Origin of the sequence: Gordonia prachuapensis, assembly GCF_036350515.1 — a bacterium.
Taxonomy (GTDB): Bacteria; Actinomycetota; Actinomycetes; order Mycobacteriales; family Mycobacteriaceae; genus Gordonia; species Gordonia prachuapensis.
This window is the reverse complement of record NZ_JAZDUE010000011.1, coordinates 42,832-60,949: the sequence shown is the minus strand read 5'-3', so window position 1 is coordinate 60,949 and position 18,118 is coordinate 42,832. Positions and strand designations below refer to the sequence as shown.

15 protein-coding genes are annotated in these 18,118 nt (G+C 66.5%); 3 read left to right on the top strand and 12 right to left on the bottom strand.

Going from position 1 to position 18,118, the window contains the following annotated elements; genetic code table 11:
- Positions 1-66: 66 nt before the first annotated feature.
- Positions 67-3,630: an indolepyruvate ferredoxin oxidoreductase family protein gene (locus tag V1Y59_RS14185; RefSeq protein ID WP_330505612.1), complete on the top strand. Its 3,564-nt coding sequence runs from the start codon at positions 67-69 to the stop codon at positions 3,628-3,630.
- A 181-nt stretch (positions 3,631-3,811) separates the two neighbouring features.
- Here the strand turns inward: V1Y59_RS14185 and V1Y59_RS14180 are convergent, their stop codons facing one another.
- Complete coding sequence (locus V1Y59_RS14180) at positions 3,812-4,450, bottom strand: TetR/AcrR family transcriptional regulator (protein WP_330505611.1); 639 nt, start codon at positions 4,448-4,450, stop codon at positions 3,812-3,814.
- Between the two features lie 113 nt (positions 4,451-4,563).
- Here V1Y59_RS14180 and V1Y59_RS14175 point away from each other — a divergent pair, with 113 nt between their 5' ends.
- Positions 4,564-5,304, top strand: coding sequence for an NAD(P)-dependent oxidoreductase (locus tag V1Y59_RS14175; RefSeq protein WP_330505610.1), 741 nt, complete (start codon positions 4,564-4,566; stop codon positions 5,302-5,304).
- Between the two features lie 255 nt (positions 5,305-5,559).
- Here the strand turns inward: V1Y59_RS14175 and V1Y59_RS14170 are convergent, their stop codons facing one another.
- The 8 genes from V1Y59_RS14170 to V1Y59_RS14135 form a co-directional block, all read right to left on the bottom strand.
- Complete coding sequence (locus tag V1Y59_RS14170) at positions 5,560-5,940, bottom strand: hypothetical protein (RefSeq protein WP_330505609.1); 381 nt, start codon at positions 5,938-5,940, stop codon at positions 5,560-5,562.
- Complete coding sequence (locus V1Y59_RS14165; protein WP_330505608.1) at positions 5,940-11,084, bottom strand: putative T7SS-secreted protein; 5,145 nt, start codon at positions 11,082-11,084, stop codon at positions 5,940-5,942. Before V1Y59_RS14165 ends, V1Y59_RS14170 begins: the two co-directional genes overlap by 1 nt.
- Complete coding sequence (locus V1Y59_RS14160; RefSeq protein WP_330505607.1) at positions 11,084-11,719, bottom strand: type VII secretion target; 636 nt, start codon at positions 11,717-11,719, stop codon at positions 11,084-11,086. The genes V1Y59_RS14165 and V1Y59_RS14160 overlap by 1 nt, the downstream gene beginning before the upstream one ends.
- On the bottom strand, positions 11,707-12,075 hold the full coding sequence (locus tag V1Y59_RS14155) for an SseB family protein (protein ID WP_330505606.1): 369 nt from the start codon (positions 12,073-12,075) through the stop codon (positions 11,707-11,709). The genes V1Y59_RS14160 and V1Y59_RS14155 overlap by 13 nt, the downstream gene beginning before the upstream one ends.
- A gap of 107 nt (positions 12,076-12,182) precedes the next feature.
- Positions 12,183-12,806 carry a TetR/AcrR family transcriptional regulator gene (locus V1Y59_RS14150; RefSeq protein ID WP_330505605.1) on the bottom strand — a complete coding sequence of 208 codons (624 nt, stop codon included), beginning with the start codon at positions 12,804-12,806 and terminating at the stop codon, positions 12,183-12,185.
- A gap of 45 nt (positions 12,807-12,851) precedes the next feature.
- On the bottom strand, positions 12,852-13,472 hold the full coding sequence (locus V1Y59_RS14145; RefSeq protein WP_330505604.1) for a nitroreductase family protein: 621 nt from the start codon (positions 13,470-13,472) through the stop codon (positions 12,852-12,854).
- A 113-nt stretch (positions 13,473-13,585) separates the two neighbouring features.
- Positions 13,586-13,984, bottom strand: coding sequence for an NUDIX hydrolase (locus V1Y59_RS14140; RefSeq protein WP_330505603.1), 399 nt, complete (start codon positions 13,982-13,984; stop codon positions 13,586-13,588).
- The gene (locus V1Y59_RS14135) at positions 13,981-15,417 is read right to left on the bottom strand and encodes a carboxyl transferase domain-containing protein (RefSeq protein WP_330505602.1); all 1,437 of its coding nucleotides are present in this window, start codon (positions 15,415-15,417) and stop codon (positions 13,981-13,983) included. The genes V1Y59_RS14140 and V1Y59_RS14135 overlap by 4 nt, the downstream gene beginning before the upstream one ends.
- An 89-nt stretch (positions 15,418-15,506) precedes the next feature.
- On the opposite strand from V1Y59_RS14135, the gene V1Y59_RS14130 reads away from it, so the two are divergent.
- Complete coding sequence (locus tag V1Y59_RS14130; protein ID WP_330505601.1) at positions 15,507-15,983, top strand: SRPBCC family protein; 477 nt, start codon at positions 15,507-15,509, stop codon at positions 15,981-15,983.
- Here the strand turns inward: V1Y59_RS14130 and V1Y59_RS14125 are convergent.
- The 3 genes from V1Y59_RS14125 to sucD form a co-directional block, all read right to left on the bottom strand.
- Positions 15,971-16,447, bottom strand: a complete 477-nt coding sequence (locus V1Y59_RS14125) for an RDD family protein (RefSeq protein WP_330505600.1) — start codon at positions 16,445-16,447, stop codon at positions 15,971-15,973. The genes V1Y59_RS14130 and V1Y59_RS14125 overlap by 13 nt on opposite strands.
- A complete protein-coding gene (locus V1Y59_RS14120; RefSeq protein ID WP_330505599.1) occupies positions 16,440-17,120 on the bottom strand; it encodes a hypothetical protein in 681 nt (226 codons plus the stop codon). Before V1Y59_RS14120 ends, V1Y59_RS14125 begins: the two co-directional genes overlap by 8 nt.
- 99 nt (positions 17,121-17,219) lie before the next feature.
- Positions 17,220-18,110: a succinate--CoA ligase subunit alpha gene (sucD, locus tag V1Y59_RS14115; RefSeq protein ID WP_330505598.1), complete on the bottom strand. Its 891-nt coding sequence runs from the start codon at positions 18,108-18,110 to the stop codon at positions 17,220-17,222.
- Between the last annotated feature and the right edge of the window lie 8 nt (positions 18,111-18,118).

Sequence of the window (18,118 nt, the reverse complement as noted above, 5' to 3'; positions counted from 1 at the left end):
GATGCCCGCCGCACCCACACCCACGGTGACGGCGGACCGACATATGACAGAAGGCCAGGTAACCCCATGACCCTCGCAGACGACCGCGCGCGCCGCCTCGGTGCGCAGCCCGATGAACCCACCTCGTTCTCCGGTGCCTCGTTCTCCCTCGACGACCGCTATACGCGCGAGACGGGGACCATCTATCTCACCGGCATCCAGGCGCTCGTGCGCATGGTGCGCGACCGCGCCCGCATCGATCGCCGCCAGAATCTGCGAACCGCGTCCTTCATCTCCGGCTACGAGGGGTCCCCGCTCGCGGGCTACGACCTGGAGGTCGCCCGCCGCCGCGCCTACCTCGAACCCTTCGACATCGTCCACCGCCCCGGCCTCAACGAAGAACTGGCCGCCACGTCCGTCATGGGCTCCCAGGTGGCGGGGCAGGTGGCGGAACTGTCTCCCGATACCGACGGTGTCGCTCGCGACGGCGTCGTCGGCTACTGGTACGGAAAGGCGCCCGGCCTCGACCGCGCCACCGACGCCCTGCGACACGCCAACATGATCGGCACCCACCCGTCCGGCGGCGCGGTCGCCATCGTCGGCGATGACCCGGGCGCGAAGAGTTCCACCATCCCGTGCGCGTCGGAGATGGCCCTGGCGGACCTGTACATGCCGATCCTCTACCCGGCCGACTCCCAGGACATCCTCGACCTCGGCGTGCACGCCGCGGTGATGAGCCGCGTCAGCGGCCTCTGGACGTCGATGAAGATCTCGGCGCACGTCGCCGACGGCGCGTCGACCGCCGAGGTCGACCCGAACCGGATCATGCCCGTCTACGGGGACCTCGGACGCAGCCCGCACATCCCCAGCGGACGCCTGCTGGGCGCGAGCCTGATGGAGCTCGAACAAAATCAGCTCACCATCCGCCTCCCGCGAGCGCTCGAATACGCACGGCTCAACGGTCTCAACCGGATCGTCACGTCGAGCCCCGACGACCGGATCGGCATCGTCGCAGCCGGCAAGACCTACCTCGACCTGCGAGAGTCATTGCGGCTCATCGGGATCGATGACGCCGACCTCAACCGGCTGGGAATCCGCATCCTCAAGCTCGGCATGGTGTATCCGCTGGATCGAGACGTCCTGGACCGCTTCATGTTCGACACCGCCACCGGCGACCTCGATGAGGTCATCGTGGTCGAGGAGAAGCGCGACTTCATCGAGACCATGATGCGCGACATCCTCTTCCGGCACCCGCGGGCACCGCGCATCGTCGGCAAGACGAACGAGGACGGTTCCACGCTGTTCTCCCGCTTCGGCGAGCTCGACGTCGATGCGGTGTCGCGCGGACTCGCGAACCGCCTGGCACACCATCATCACGTCGACGCCGCACAGGACTGGCTCGATCGGAAAGCGAAGCGCCGCGGACGCATCGAACTGCCCCTTGCCGTCCGGACGCCGTACTTCTGCTCCGGCTGTCCACACAACAGCTCCACCAAGGTCTCCGACGACACTCTCGTGGGCGCGGGCATCGGCTGCCACGCGATGGTGTTGCTGATGGATCCGCGTCAGGTGGGCGACATCGCCGGAGTCACCCAGATGGGCGGCGAGGGCGCGCAATGGATCGGGATGGCACCGTTCGTGACCGCCGAGCATTTCGTCCAGAACGTCGGCGACGGCACCTTCATGCACTCGGGCTCCCTGGCCCTGCGGGCCGCGGTGGCATCGGGCGAGAACATCACCTACAAACTGCTCTACAACGGGACCGTCGCGATGACCGGCGGCCAGGACCCCGTCGGTGCGATGAGCCTGCCCCGGCTCACGTCGCTGCTCATCGACGAGAACGTCGCCAAGATCGTCGTGACGTCCGACGACCCCGGCCGCACCCGGTCGCTCGGCCTCCCGAAGTCCGTCGAGATCCGCCATCGCGACGAGATGCTCGACGTCCAGACCGAACTCGCCTCGGTTCCGGGTGTGACCGTGCTGGTCCACGACCAGCACTGCGCCGCCGAGAAGCGTCGGAAACGCAAGCGCGGCACCATGGACACCCCGAATCAGCGCGTCATGATCAACGAACGGATCTGCGAGGGATGTGGCGACTGCGGCGAGAAGTCGAACTGCCTCTCCGTACATCCGGTCGAGACCGAGTTCGGACGCAAGACCCACATCGACCAGAGCTCGTGCAACCTCGACTTCTCCTGCCTCAAGGGAGATTGCCCGTCCTTCGTGACCGTCACGCCGGGCACGAAGCGGCAACGTCGCCGCGCGGACGACATCGCGTCGACGACGATGCCCACTCCCCCGGTTCCGGCCGTGCGCGATTCCTTCGCCATCCGCGTGACCGGCATCGGCGGTACCGGTGTCGTCACGGTGTCCCAGGTCCTGGCCACGGCCGCGGTCCTCGACGGACACGCCGCGCGCACCGTCGACATGACCGGCCTGGCGCAGAAGGGTGGCGCCGTGGTGAGCGACGTGAAGATCACCCCGCACATCGTCGAGCAGGCCGGCAAGGTCGCCTCCGACGACTGCGACCTCTACCTCGTGTGCGATCCGCTGGTCGGCACCGATCCCGCGAACCTCAAGGTCGCGGGGGCGGAGAAGACCGTTGCGGTCGTGTCCACCACCAAGATCCCGACGGGCGCGATGGTCATCGACACCACCGTCGGTTTCCCGGCGGACACGCAGGTGCATTCGGCGATCGACGACAAGGTTCGCCGAGCCGTCTATCTCGATCCCGGCGTGCTGTCGACCGACCTGTTCGGTGACGAGCAGTACGCCAACATGCTGATGGTCGGCGCCGCGTATCAGGCAGGAGCGCTGTCGATCTCGGCCGAGTCCATCGAGCGGGCCATCGAGTTGAACGGCGTTGCGGTCGAGGCCAACACGCAAGCATTCCGCCGTGGACGTCAGGTGGTGGACAATCCCGACGCGGTGGCACACACGCTCACCGAACTGCACGGTGCCGCACCAGGCGAAGTCGAGCCGAGCAGCCGGGCGCAGTCCGTGGTGGCCGGTATCGGATCGCTCGACGTCGATCTCGCCCGGACGATCGCGATCCGCTACGACGAGTTGATCGCCTACGCGGACGAGGGTTATGCGCGTGAGTATCTCGAGTTCGTGACCAGAGTCCATCGCGCCGGCCACGGCACGGCGTTCACCGATGCCGTCGCCCGTAACCTCTACAAGCTCATGGCCTACAAGGACGAGTACGAGGTCGCTCGCCTCACCCAAGACCCCACGTTCGCCGCGCAGATCGCCGAACAGTTCGGCGATGACGCCGAGGTGGCGGTGCGGCTGCATCCGCCGACGCTGCGCAGCATGGGCATGAAGGAGAAGTTGTCGCTCGGCGCCTGGGCCGACCGACCCTTGTCCGCCCTGGCGAAGATGAAGCGCTTGCGCGGCACCAAGCTCGACCCGTTCGGGCACAACGAGATCCGACGGACCGAACGGGCCCTGATCGGCGAGTACCGGCAGGTCGTCGAGGATCTGATGTCGGGGCTGGGCGACGGACGCGTGCGCCCGGACGCGTTGCCCGCAGCGGTCGAACTGGCCGCGCTACCGGACATGGTGCGCGGCTACGAGAGCATCAAGATGGCGAACGTCGCGCGTTACCGCGAGGAGGTCGCGCGTCGACGGGAGGCGCTCGGTATCTGAGGCCTCACGGACCCTTCGTGACGGGTCTCCGCTAGCGCTCCGACCCTCCTCAGGGATCGGATTACCCATCCCACGACCCCTGAGGAGCGAGCTTGCGAGCGTCCCCCCGCTCCCCGAGGAGCGAGCTTGCGAGCGTCCCCCGCCCCCTGAGGAGCGAGCTTGCGAGCGTCACGAAGGGTCCTCACGCCCACCGCTCACGGTTGCGCTCGAGCCCGTCGAGCACCACCTCGAGCCCGATGCCGAACTCGTCGGCGTAGGAGTAGCCGGGCTGCAGCACGTGCGCAGTGGTCATCTCGGTGAGGTGCGGGAGGTCCGCCGGGTCGATCCCCGATTGGATCGCCTCGGCGACCTCCCGCGTGGCCGCCTCGTCCGCTGAGTCGAACGGCATCGTCGTCTCCTGCAGGACGTACCCGTAGAGGTAACTGTCCAGCAGCGAGAAGGCATGGGCGGCACCACGGATCGTGAACCCGGCTCCCCGCATCACGCCGATGACGGCATCATGGTGCCGCAGGGTCTCGGGTCCTGGGTCGCGCCGCGAGTCCATCAGCCCCAGCGCCCACGGGTGGCGAACCAGCGCGGCCCGCGCGGACTCCATACGCACCCGCAACGCATCGCGCCAGACCACGTTCGTCGGGATCTCGATCTCCGCGAACACGTGGTCGACCATCACATCCAGAATCCCGTCCTTGTTGCGGACGTGGTGATACAGCGACATCGCCTCGACACCGAGTTGCTGGGCGATCTTGCGCATGGTCACCGCAGCGATGCCCTCGGCGTCGGCGATCTGCACCGCTGTGGCGACCACAGCCGCACGGGTCACGGGGGCCCGATCTTTCTGTCGTGTACTCGGCACTCGACCTCCTCTGGACAGTCGCTACCTTACAGCGTAAGCTCACCTTACATCGTAAGGGCAGAATGAGACCGGAGGCCGATATGCCGACCACCCCAGAACACGACACCACCCAACCGATGCGCGTATGCATCGTCGGCGCCTCAGGAAAGCTGGGGCACTATATGATTCGCCACTGCCTCGAACGCGGCTACGAGGTCGTGAGCGTCTGCCGACCGGAGAGCGTGGCGAAACTCGACGAGTTCGCCGATCGCATCGAGATCATTCCCGGCCGCACCGACGACCGAGATGTGATCGCCCGAGCCGTCGCAGGCTGCGACGGGGTGTTGACCGTGCTGGTGCCGTGGGGTGTGCACAACTACTCCACCGGTACCGCGCAGGCTGTCCTCGACCTCGCCGAACCCGACGCCCGACTGGTCTTCTCGTGCGGATGGCACATCTCTCGCGACGGGCTCGATCGGTACTCGTGGAAGCTGCGCTACGCGGTGCCGATCGTCAGTCACCTCGCACGCTGGGCGCGGTTCGTCGACATCGACGACCAGGTGCGGGCGACCCGACGCATCTTCGACTCCGACACCCGGTGGACGGTGGTGCGCGGCAGCGACCTGGAAGAGGGCGATAGCCAGGGCCTGCCCGTGTGGAGCCGCCACGTCGGCGATCCGATCCTGGCCAGCAACCGGACGCGCCGGATCGACTTCGCGTTGTTCATGGTTGCGGCGTTGACCGATGACGAACTCGTCCGGGAAGCGCCGGCGATCAACGGGTGTGCGACGGAATCGGCACGGGCGCACGAGCATCTCGTTTCAGCGGGAGGTGCTGAGTAGCCGTAAGGTAAGCGGGCTTCGACCAGGTGAACGGTGGTGGGATCGTCTCGGTCACATGAGGGGTGGCCGCGTCTCGGCCAGCAGGGCGGGCACACCTGACAAGTCCCGCACCATATGATCGGTGTCGTCATTGCACTCGGCCATTCTGACGCCCGACGTGTCGACGTTGATCCAGCACATGAGGCTGCAGGAGCACGTCCGATCTACTTGCAACTGCCGGAGACTTCAGGCGACCAGTTATGAAGAGACACGAGCTCAGAGATTTGTTGGAAACGCCAGGACTTCTTCGACCATCACCGAAACCAAGTCACCGACGGCTACGTCCATCGGCTGAGAAGGTCTATCCACCATGATTATTCCGGGTTCAAGGTCGAGAACATAGAGATCCTCGTCTTCAACTTCAGCAATCCGTCCAATTATTGTGACTCTGTTGTCCACCGACGTGATTCCGGGTGTCGCGTCGGTGCCAACGACCTGCATTGAATTCGCATTCTCCGTTACTTCGATTTCTACGTCGACAACTGAACCAGTCGGGACTTCTTCGCGTCCGCGCCATTCGCACCGGAACTCGCCGAATCCGGCTGTCACCACGATCTCGTTTCTCGGAGGCCCACCGACCACGACCCTGATCTGCACTACCAACTCTCCTTCGGAAACGGGACCCTAACCATAGTGTTATCGAGAATCCATACCCCTTGCTGCGGCGAGTAGGTCCACTGCTCTTCGTGGTAATGGAACTTCGTCGGCCTGCTATTCATCTCGTGCGGACCAAACCGAATACTTCGTTGTCCGTCCTCAGAAACGATGCGGTCGAAATCCGGCACCCCGGTCCTGGGGTGCAAGTTTGAATGCTCGCCTGGACCGAGAAAATCGTTCCACCGGTCTAGTGCGTCAACGGGCCCGACTGGTCGAGGAGCCCGGGTTTCCGTTTCCTGAACGGGAGCGCCGGATGGCTCACACCCCTCCGGCACCAACCCCAACGGATCCACCCACGCCGTCGGATTGAACGGGTAGGCCATCGGATTCGGCGACGGCACCAGGCCCAGCGGGTCCTGTGTCACATACCGCGCCGTCTCGGGGCTGTAGTAGCGGTGCAGGTTGTAGTGCCAGCCGGTCTCTGCATCGAAGTACTGGCCCGGGAACCGGATGGGCGTATCCGCACCCGACCATGTCGTCGAGCCCCACAGGGTAGACGACGCATGGCCAACAACGTCGCCAGAGTCCGGTTCCACCAGCTCCGTCGGCGTACCGACGAGATCGGTGACGATCGCGAAGAACTCGGCATCCACGGCATCCTGGTCATCGACCTCGCCCCGGACGCGGGTCTGGGTGAGCGGTGTATGCGTACCCGGCCGGTACGACCATCGCACCGTCTCCGCCAACGACTGCTGCTCGACAACGGTGTGGCCGTCCCAGACGAACCGAGTCGTTTCCTCGGCCTCGCCGGCAGAATTCAGGCGCGCCTTGGTGATTCGACGTCCCAAAGCATCATATGTGTACCGCCAGCGGGTTCCGTCGGGCGTTGTGACACTGGTGAGCTGATCGAACGCGTCGTAGCCGTAGTGCCACACGTCGGCAGGCCGCGACAGCCGTCGGACGGTCTTACGCACCAGACGCCCGGCGGCATCGTAGGAGAACCGTGTACGCCCGTCGGCCACCAGTAGGTTCCCGCGGAACTCACGCCGATCAGTTGCCGCACCATCGTCCAAGCCGACGTGCTCGCCGACGACGTTGCTGAGAGCGTCATACGAATACCGCTCGGCTGTCGTGTCGTCGTCCATGACGTGCGTGACACGTCCCGATTCGTCCAGATCGTATGTGCGAACGCGCGAACCACTCGGTGTCGACGTCTGCTGGCCCGACAGGAAGCCATCCGGGCGGTATGCGTACTCGTCCGCGCGAATCACTTTCGGGTCGGGACGATCCGCGCCTCCCAGCCCGAGGTCGAGGAGCCGGACCGGGTGTGCGAGAGCCTGCTGCTCGGTCAACCGGCCCACGCCGTCGTACGCGCGTGACACGGCCAGTTCACCGACTCGCCAGTTCGTGAGTGCCCCGCGGACGTCGTGCTCGAAGCCCATCGGGTGCCCGTCGACCTGCATCATCGACACATCGCCGGTCGGGTTCCACTGCCAAGTGGTCAACCCACCAGAGGACGAGCTTCGGCTCACACGGCGCCCGACGGCGTCGTGAGAGAATCGCAGCACCGACCAGTCGTCGATCGATTCACCGACCAGTAGCCCTGTCGTGGTGGTGTCGAAGCGGACCGTGTGCGTGACCGCGTCATGTACTCCGCTGATGGCGGTTGTGCGGCGGCCTCCGAGGTCGTACGCATAGGTGCGGAATTCGCCGGTGTCGGCGCGGGTTTCGATCAACTGCCCGAGGACGTCGTATCGCAGGCGGCGAGTGCTTCCGGTTGCCGGCGTCACCGTCGCGACCCGACCGGCGACATCGTGGGTGTAGCTCGTCAGCGCTCCATTGAAGTCGATCTCCGCCGCGAGGCGGCCGTCGGTGTCGTACTCGTAGGTCCAGCTCTGGCCCAGCGGGTTCGTGACGCCGGTGAGCCGCCGTTCCGTATCCCACGTATAGCTGGTCACGCTGCCGTCGGGATCGGTTCTGGTCGCGAGGAGATCGAACGCGCCGTAGGTGTATGCGGTGATCTCACCGCCGGGACCGGTGTGCCTGAGCAGGTTTCCTTCGCCGTCGTAATCCCACGAGTCGTGGGTGGCGTCCGGGTTGCCGCGTCTCAGGAGCTTCCCGTCCCCTGACCATTCATACGACGTGGTCTTCCCGAGCGGATCGGTCACCGCGGTCGGACGCCCGAACGGGTCCCGGTCGACGAATGTGACAGCACCGGCGGGGTCGACCACCTGGATCGGCAACCCCGCCGCATCGCAACGGATCTGGGTCTGGCCACCGGTCGCGTGGCCGATCGTCTCGAGGGCACCGTCACCCCGGTAGCCGTACTCGGTTCGAGCACCCCGGGGACCGGTGACCGCCACCAGATTGCCCTGGTCATCCCACTCGTGCCGGGTGACGGAACCGTCGACGTTGTGAATGGCGGACGGACGACCCGGGGCTGTGTACTCGATGCGAACGGTGGCGCCGTCGGGTCGTGTCAGCTCGGCGACGTCGCCGTCAGGTGTGTAGAGGTACCGGGTGACAGCACCGTCCGGTGACGTCACCCGGAGTGGGTCGCGGCGCTGATTGAAGTCTGTATGTGTTCGCGCGCCGCTGGGCAATTGGACGTCGCGCAGCCGCAGGTCCTGGTCGAATCCGTACCCTGTCCGCGTGCCGACCGAGTCGGTGAGCACCGTGACCGATCCCGATCCGTCGCCGGTGGTGACGTAGTCGAGGCCGGTGGACATGATGCCGTCGGTTCCGTCCTGGGCGATGACGCGTCCGTCCGAATCGTAGGTGTTCGCCATCTGATTGCCGTTGGCGTCATGCCAGGACACCATGCGTCCGTGCTCGTCGTACCGGTAGGTGGTGACGCCACCGGACGGCTTGGTGACCGTGGTCAGATGGCCTGCCGTGTAGTCGAACTCGCGAACCACGGTGGGGGCTTCCCGACCTGGGGCTACGACAGCGACTGAGCGGATTCGTCCGTCCCGCGTGTCGACGGCGACCCGGTACCCGGCCGAATGACTGATCTCGGCGGGAGCTCCCTCCGAGTCATAGTGAAACCGAATCCGATTGTGGTGGCGGTCGGTGATGGCGCTGATGGCGAGATTCCCCAGAGCCGTATCCAGCCCAGCCAGTTCCGGTTTGGGCGCGAAGTGCCAGGTGAGACGACGGTCGGGATCATGGACCCGATAGCCGCCACGATCGGTTCGCGACATGGTCCATCGCTGCCGGGAATCTCGCGGCAACACTGGTACGTCGACGCCTGGGTGCGGATACGTCAGCATCACACCGTCCTCCGCCAGCATGGTGACGCCCGCCTGTTCGACGACGACCCGCATGTCGAAAGTCGTCGACCAGCTGGGCCCGAACCACCGACCGAAACGGTATCCGGAGCGGTGGCGGCGACCGATGGTCAGCGGCAACACACCCGGCAGTTCGAGATCGGCCTCGGGCAGCAGGAACTCGCCGGTCGCCAGGTCGACCGGGTCGCCGCCCACTGTGACATCCTGTGCGGATTGATCATTGGCCCCGCCCGACTCCTCGACAGCTCGGCCGGCGCCTTGGTCGTCGGCAGCCTGCTGGGTGACCGTCGGACCCGATTCCTCCACATCTCGACTGCTGTCGGCATGGGGCGTGGTCGCGTCGGAGGAGGCGTCACCCGACGCCTCACCGCCATCGGCCGGGTCGGCCCAGTCCGATGACCCGGACGTGGACGGGTCGGTCGGGGTACCCGGCTCCGCCGAGTCCGACGTTGTCGCGGCGGTTTCCGGTCGGGATTCGGTGTCGTTCGAGCCAGATGTTGCAGGCTCGTCACGCTCCTGCGCGTGCACCGTCGGTTGCGACGGCTCCTTCCCGGGCTGTGCCTCGCCGGCGGCATGCGGTGGGTCGTCACCGGCCGTGGTCGGGCGACTCTCCGGAGCGGCGTCATCTCGCGGTGTCGCACCTCGACCTTCGGCGCTGCGGCCGGACGCCCGCGAGTCCCCACGCGGTGGATCCGTGGCGCGTTCGGCCCCACGTGCCGAATCAAGCGCTTCCCGCCCCAGCCCACTCACCCGTGCGCCATTCTTGCCCAGGGCAACTGCCGCGCCGCCGCCTCCGGTGGCCGCCGTCAGAATCGCGTCACCGGTGAGGCTGCCCATCGTCTCGAACGGGTTCTTGCGCGCTTCGGAGAGAAAAGTGTCCACCGCCGCACCCGGATCCGCCGCCGCGACAACCATTCCCGTGACCAGATCGCTTGTCCCCTTCAGGTACTCGGCCGGATGGCTCATGTTGTACGGGTCTGTGGGGTTGATCTTTCGACCGAACTGGACGATGCCGGTCAGACTCGTCGCCAATCCGGTCGTGAAGCTCAGGCGTGCATGGTCGGCCGCATCCTTCGCGTCGATCGCGTTGGCGCCCATCCGATTGAGGAACGGCGGCTCGGTGGGCGCCATGGCAGTCTGCGCGTCGATGGAACCCGCGATCTCACCGGCGATGCTGTCACGTTCGGTCCGGGCCCTTGTCAGGATTCGACGTGCTTCGTCGTACTTGGCGGTCCAGGTGTCGACCAGCGGTGTAGCCGCCTGCTCGTCACCGGACAGTGCGTTGTATTCGGCCTTCTTGGCGCGCTCGTCGTTCTCGGCTTCTCGCCATTTCGCTATCGCTTCGGCAGCCTCGGATTGAGCCCATTCCACCGTGCTCGCCCACCCTGACAACTGTGCCGAGGTCGCGGCCATCGCCGTGGACGCCTCGTTCCACAGCGCCGGCTGCTGATCGAAAACCGCATTGAACGCGTCCGCACCGTCGCCCGTCCAGCCCGATGCGTCCACCTGACGCAATGCCGAACCGGTGGAACCGATGTCCGCGCCCATGTCGTCCAGGGTGCTTGCGGTTTCGTTGATCTTTCCCGGGTCACCGCGGACCAGTTCGCGTTTGTCCTCGGTCTCGCCGAGTTCGCGTTCGTCCACCGCACCACCGGTCGCGCTGGCAACCCGGTCACCCGCATCATCCAGCGATTCGGCGACCCCGTCGGCTCCGAGGTGTCGTGCGACCCCCGCTGCGGCGTCGAGTCCCGCATCGATGGCCTGGCCCGCGTGTTCGACTCCGCTCTCGATGACATCCTCGGCAGCGTCGCCGATTTGGTTGAGGCCGTCGGTTATCCCGTCGAGAAGTCCCATCAGTCGGAGCTACCGGTGTCGGACGGCGACTGCGCGCCGTCGAGGATCTCCGCCGCCTCGTCGGCCGCACCCGAGTTGTACGCGGGGTCTCCTGCACCGAGAAGCCCGGCAGTGGGCGACAGGTTGGCGAGGGCCTGGTCGCCGACGGCACCGATGACGGCGTTGTTGGTTTCGATGTGATCGAGGGCCTCGTCGAAGGACTCGGCGCTGTAGTCGGGATTCATCACGTTGTTGATCGGGTTGTCCGCGAAGGTGTCTCCCCAGCTCCGCTCGCTGATCTCCTCGGAGCTCAGGTGCGGGTTGCCGGCGAGGTGAGTCCACATGGTCTTGAACGCGTCGGACGCCGTTTCATCCATGATGTGGTAGCGGCCGGCCGACAGGTCCAGCGCCTCTGCGATCTCGTTGGCAGCCTGCACGAGGTGACGCACGCCCCACGACCAGCGCTCCGCGAATTCTTCGAAGCTCGTCTGGATCTCCTGCTTTCCGGCCTCCTCCGGCGACATGGTCAGCAGTGAGAATCCACGGCCCAGCGCGCCGGTCTGTCCCACTCCCAGCCCGGAGAGCCCGTCGATGATTCCGGTGATGCCGTCGGCCGCCTGCTGCAGCACTTTCGGATCGACGTTCAGCTCGCCCATGACGAAGCCTCCTGCGGGAAGGGCATGGGCCGATCGCCGCACGGGTCGATCACGATTCCGGTGGCATCGTCGAAACTGAGGGTGACGTCGTCCACGATTCGAGAGCCGAGCATCGCATGGTATTTCGCCGGGCCGTACTCGCCTCGGGCCGCCAGGAACTTGGCGTACTCGCGTTCACTGGTGAACACGCCGATCCAACCGACACCATCTACCACGGTGCGCCATACACATCCGGCCTCGCTGACGGGAACGAGGAGGACAGCAGTCCGTAGGGCACCGATCAACGCGGCGGGTTGTCCGAACCCCTGGTAGAACGCATCGATCTCATCGACCAGATCGTCGCACTGCGCACCCATCGATCCCCCTTTTGGCCATCCCCGAATGGCCCTGACAGGACGCTATCAGGACAGATGCCTCTCGGAGCTCACGGCACCGCACAGATCATTCGTCCGCCCGACGCCACTCACCCGCGAGGCGCCACCAAGGCCGCCCACGCCATCGTCGTGAGCAACGCCCTCAGATCGTCGGGCGCGAACGGCGGCAGCCGCGGTGACGAGTTGAGCAGTCCGAAGGTGGCATGGACGCGGACGCGAGCCTCCGCTCGGGACAGCCCGGCGCGACGAGCGTCGTCCACTGCGAGCAGCACGTCGACCCACTGTTCGACATATCGCCGCTGCAGAGAGCGCACCTGATGGTTGGCGGCGGGAGTCAGCGAGGTGAGGTCGCGGTCCTGCACGGCAATGAGGTCCGGTTTGGTGACCAGAACGTCGATGTGGAAGCGGATCAACTCGCGCAAGGTCTGCTCCGGATCTGTCGCGCCCTCGACGACCTCGGCGCCGCCGTCGCGAAGCCGCTGGCTGATGTCGACGAGCATCTGGTCGAGCAGGTCGGTCTTCGACGAGAAGTGCCGGTACATCGCCGGGCCGCTGATGCCGACGGCGCGCCCGATGTCCTCGAGGGTGACCCCGGTGAATCCGCGTTCGGCCATCAGTCTCGCGGCGGCCTCGAGCAGCTCTGCGCGGCGCGCGGCCTTCGCTTGACCTCGGCGCGTGCGCGGCGGCTGTTCAGCGGAGGGCGAGGTGGTCATGGTGCATTCGGACTCTACCGGCCCGGTCGGCGGCCCGGCCGCACCTCACCAGTGGTTGACGTGGAGGATGTCGTCGAGCGGCTTGCGGCCGGCGGGTTTGAAGTCCGTGCCCTTGGTGTACGCGACCGGCAGCAGAACACCTTGGTGGACGGTCGACGGGATACCGAGGATCTCGGCGATCTCCTTTTCGTAAGCCAGGTGCAGCGTCGTCCACGCCGAGCCCAGACCGCGGGCCCGCAGTGCGAGCGACAGGCTCCAGGCTCCGGGCAGCAGCGATCCCCACAACCCGGCCTGATTCCCCTTCGACAGCTCACCGCCGCTGTAGATCGCGCCGATCACCAGCACCGGCACCTGACCCATGGTGTCGGCGAGATACTGCGCACTCGACCTGACCCGCTGCGCCGTCGCGTCTTTCCCCGGTTGATTGGCCGAGTACGCCGCGAACGACTTCGCATACAGGTCGGCGACCTTCTGTTTGACCTCCGGGTCGGTCAGAACGATCCAGTGCCAGGTCTGGCTGTTGCTGCCGGATGGTGCCTGCAGCGCCACCTCCAGGGCCTCGCGGACCACCTCCAGCTCCACCGGCCGCTCCAGGTCGAGTCGCTTGCGCACCGAGCGGGTGGTGGTGAGCAACTGGTCGGGATCGAGGGGCAGCAGTTCGGTCATGTCGTCCTTTTCATCGAGGCGTGTTGTCGCACGGGCGCCTGTTCCCATGGGGCGGGGCCCGCCCGTCACGTACCCAGCTTGCTCGGCAATCGTCGCCATGTCGAAGTCGCTGCTCAGCGCATCAGGCCGTACCGCGTCAGGTGTTCGACCAGTCCATCTGTCAACGGCAGACGCTGCAGCTCGGCGACCGGCACCCACCGCGCGTCGGCCGCGTCATCCCCTGCCCGCAGGGTTCCCGAGCGCACCTCGGCGACGAAATCGTGTACCTCGAACACCACATCGTCGTCGCCCGGTATGTCGACGACCCACGCTTCGACACCCACCTGTACGTGAAGGCCGGTCTCCTCCAACACCTCCCGGGCCGCAGCGGCGGGCAGCGACTCACCCGGCTCGACCTTGCCACCGGGCACGGTCCATCGACCTGCCTGCGGTGGGCGACCCCTCTCCACCAACAGGAGCCTGTCTGCGGTGTCCCAGACGATCGCGCCGACGCCGACGACCCGCCGCGTCACCGACCACCGCCGGGGGTGCGGGTCCGACGCCGGACCGACGGACGTGATCGACTCCGTAGTTCGTCGGCGATCACGGCTTCCAGCACGTCCATGCCGTGGTCGGCAGAGATGTCCACGAGGTGATCGAGGGTGCCGTCGACGTAGAGCGCGCTCGCGGCGATGCCCTGCGCCTCGGCCATCTGCGCGGCGTGTTCGGTGTCGCGGTACACGATGACGCTGGCCCCCTCCGGCGGGAGCGGCGACAACCAGCTGTCGACAGCACCGACCCGGAAGTCGGTCGGGAACAACGCCAGCGCCGCCCCTCCGGCGCCCTGACCGAGCAGCACCGACACCGTGGGCACCGGCAGCGCGATCAATTCCGATGTGCACCCGGCGATCTCGCCGGCAAGCCCGCCCTCCTCTGCGGCCGGGGACAGTTCGGCACCCGGCGTGTCGATGACGGTGACCACGGGCAACCGCAGGTCCGTGGCCAATTCCATCGCACGCCTCGCCGCTCGCAGATCTGCCGGGCCGATCAGATCACCGCCTGCCTGACGCCGACGGTCCTGTCCGATCACGACCGCGACTCGTCCGCCGAATCGTCTCAGCGCCAACCAGATCGGCGCATCGCCCCGCAACACCGCCGACCTGTCGGGCGCGAGCAGGTCTGCCATACCGAGGCGGTGAGGATCGCGTGTCGCGAGGACCGACGGCCACACCTCGCGTGTCGGGTCGACGATGGCAGGTGTCATCCTCGACGGCTTTTCGGCACCGCCGGTGCTCAGCAGTCGCAGGACCGGGCCGAGGGCGTCGGCCAGCTCATCCGGGGTGACCAGGGCGTCGATCAGGCCGTGGCGGTGCAGGTTTGCCGACGTCTGCACACCGTCCGGGAACGCGTGGCCGGTCAGCCCTTCGAAGACACGCGGACCGAGAAACCCGATCAGCGCTCCCGGCTGCGCCCAGGTGACATGGCCGAGCGAACCCCAGGACGCGAACACCCCGCCGGTGGTCGGGTGCCGCAGATACACGATGTACGGCAGACCTGCCGCCTTGTGCGCGTTGACCGCCCCGGTGATCGCGACCATCTGCAGGAAGGCAGAGATGCCTTCCTGCATCCGGGTACCACCCGACGCCGGCAATGCCACCACGGGTAGTTCGTCACGGGCGGCCCGTTCGATGGCGGCGACGACACGTTGACCTGCGGTGCGGCCGATCGATCCGCCGAGGAACCCGAACTCGCTGATCACCAGCGCAACCGGCACACCGCGCATCCGACCGGCGCCGGTGATCACCGACTCGTCGACACCCGTGCGGTCGCGTGCCCGGCCCAGAGCGGCCCGATAGTCGGGGTCATCGGGCTCCCACACCGCAGGCGCATCCCAGCTGATCCAGGTGCCCTCGTCGACGAGGAGTTCGACCAACGTGCGGGCGTCGACGCGAAGTGGGTCGGTCACGGTTCCACCCTAGTCCCGGGCATGACGATGAATCTTGCGCGTCACCTCGGTCATACTGCATGCGACCATCACCGAGACAGGAGATCACCATGGGCGAGTACACCGTGACCCGGACCGAAACGATCGCAGCGTTGCCCGACCAGATCTATCCGCTCATCGTCGACCTCCATGAATGGCGGCGCTGGTCACCGTGGGAGGACATCGACCCTGATCTGCATCGCGAATACTCCGGCGCCGAGAGCGGAGTCGGCGCCAAGTATGCGTGGTCCGGAAATGGTAAGGCGGGCAAAGGAACCATGGAGATCGTCGAGGACACCACACCCACCCGTGTCGCGGTTGCCGTCACCTTCGAGAAGCCCATGAAATCCAGCAGCACCAGCGTGTTCACCCTCGCCCCTCGCGAGGCGATGACCGAGGTGACGTGGACGATGACCGGGCCGCACTCACTGTTCTCCCGGATCGCAGCTCCGCTGGGCCTGTTCGACCGCATGCTCGGGAAGGACTTCGAGAAGGGCTTGACCGCGCTCAAATCCGAGGCAGAGCGCGCAGCGGGTCAGCGCGAGTAGACCACTCGCGTACGGAGGATCATGTCGGCCACCGACCGTCGCTGCGGATGCACTGCGACCCACAGCAATCCGATCGCGAAGAAGACGCAGATCAACGCGCGCAACAGCGCTGCCACCGGCTTCAGTCGACTGCCCTTGTGGTTGACCACGCGCAAGCCCATCGCCACCGAACCGAAAGTGCGGCCCGACACCGCCCAGCACAGTGCGAGATAGCCGACCGAGACCACGATGAACCCGGTGGCGGTGAACACTGCATTCGGCTGGGGGAACGAGAAGTCGCGGATGCTGAACAGCAAGCGCACCATGGCGTATCCGAGGTAGGCGCCGCTCAGGATCGCGAGCACGACCAGCAGATCGACGAACGCGGCGACGCCACGGCTGACGATCCCGGCGCTCTTGTCGGTGTCGTGTACCGCAGGGGAATGAAGTGCGTGGTGGGCGGCGGGACGGTGCTGATCAGTCATCGGGCGTCGTCTCCCGTGCCCGCCGGAGGATGCGGCCGACGACCTGCGCGACGGCGTCGTCGGCACGTTCGCTCGTGCTGCGGACGTCGGTCATGACGTCGGCGGTGACCGATGTACTGGCCTCGCGGATGATGTCGGGCAGATCGACCCCCTCGATGATCTCGTCGGCCAACCCGATCAGGTCGACCCGGCCGAGGATGGCATCGATGTCAATCCGCGCCGCGATGCCGTCGATGTCGATTCTCGCCGCGACACCATCGAGGTCCACCAGGGCGACCGCCCCGTTCAGATCGACCCGATCTCGGATCACTGCGTCGAGGTCGACGCGGTCGAGAACCGCCTCGATGTCGAGGGCCTCGGCGATCGCGTTCAGATCGACGTTCTCGCGCACCAACGTCGTCAGGTCCAACTCCTCGATCACCGCTGTGACGACCACGACGACGAGGGATCGCACCCGGTCGACCAGAGCGGGTACGGCCGCCAGGACTCGGTCGCCCTCGGCGTCGAGGCGCTCGATGCCCTTGCGGCCCAACGGCCCGACGACGGGGAGTCGCAGGACGAACCCGGCACCGGCCGCGCCGATGCGCGCCGACGCCACCACTGCCCGGGCGCCGAGCGCCACCGCCCCGATGGCGGGCACGGCACCTCTCGGCACCTTGCTGTCATGACCCACGGATGAATCGTAGACATCGCACACGCGCAAGGAGCACAAAGAGATGTAGCCGTTGCCCCCGCGAGACGGGAACAACGGCTACATCCTTCGATCTGTGGGCTACAGGCCCTGGTACAGCTCGCGGGCGAGCTTCGCGGTCTCGCTCGGCGTCTTGCCGACCTTCACGCCGGCGGCCTCGAGGGCTTCCTTCTTGGCCTGCGCGGTGCCCGAGCTGCCGGACACGATGGCGCCGGCATGGCCCATCGTCTTGCCCTCGGGCGCAGTGAAGCCCGCGACATAGCCGACGACCGGCTTGGAGACGTTGGCCTTGATGTAGTCGGCGGCACGCTCCTCGGCGTCGCCACCGATCTCACCGATCATCACGATGACCTTGGTGTCGGGGTCCTTCTCGAAGGCCTCGATGGCGTCGATGTGAGTGGTGCCGATGACCGGGTCGCCGCCGATGCCGATGGCGGTGGAGAAGCCGATGTCACGCAGCTCGTACATCATCTGGTAGGTCAGCGTGCCCGACTTCGACACCAGACCGATGGGGCCGCTGCCGGTGATGTTGTTCGGCGTGATGCCGACCAGCGACTCACCCGGCGTGATGATGCCCGGACAGTTGGGCCCGATGATGCGGGTCTTGTTGCCCTTGGACTGGTTGTAGGCCCAGGCGTAGGCGCTGTCCTGCACCGGGATGCCCTCGGTGATCACGACGAGCAGCGGGATCTCGGCGTCGATGGCCTCGATGATCGCGTCTTTGGCGAACTTCGGCGGCACGAAGGCGATCGACGTGTCGGCGCCGGTCTCCTTCATGGCCTCCGACACCGACCCGAACACCGGCAGCTCCACGCCGCCGTCGTGGCTGACGGTGGTGCCGGCCTTGCGGGCGTTGACGCCGCCGACGATGTTGGTGCCTGCCTTGAGCATCAGGGCGGTGTGCTTGGTGCCCTCACCGCCGGTGATGCCCTGGACGATGACCTTGTTGCTCTTGTTCAGAAAGATGGACATTCTGCTGC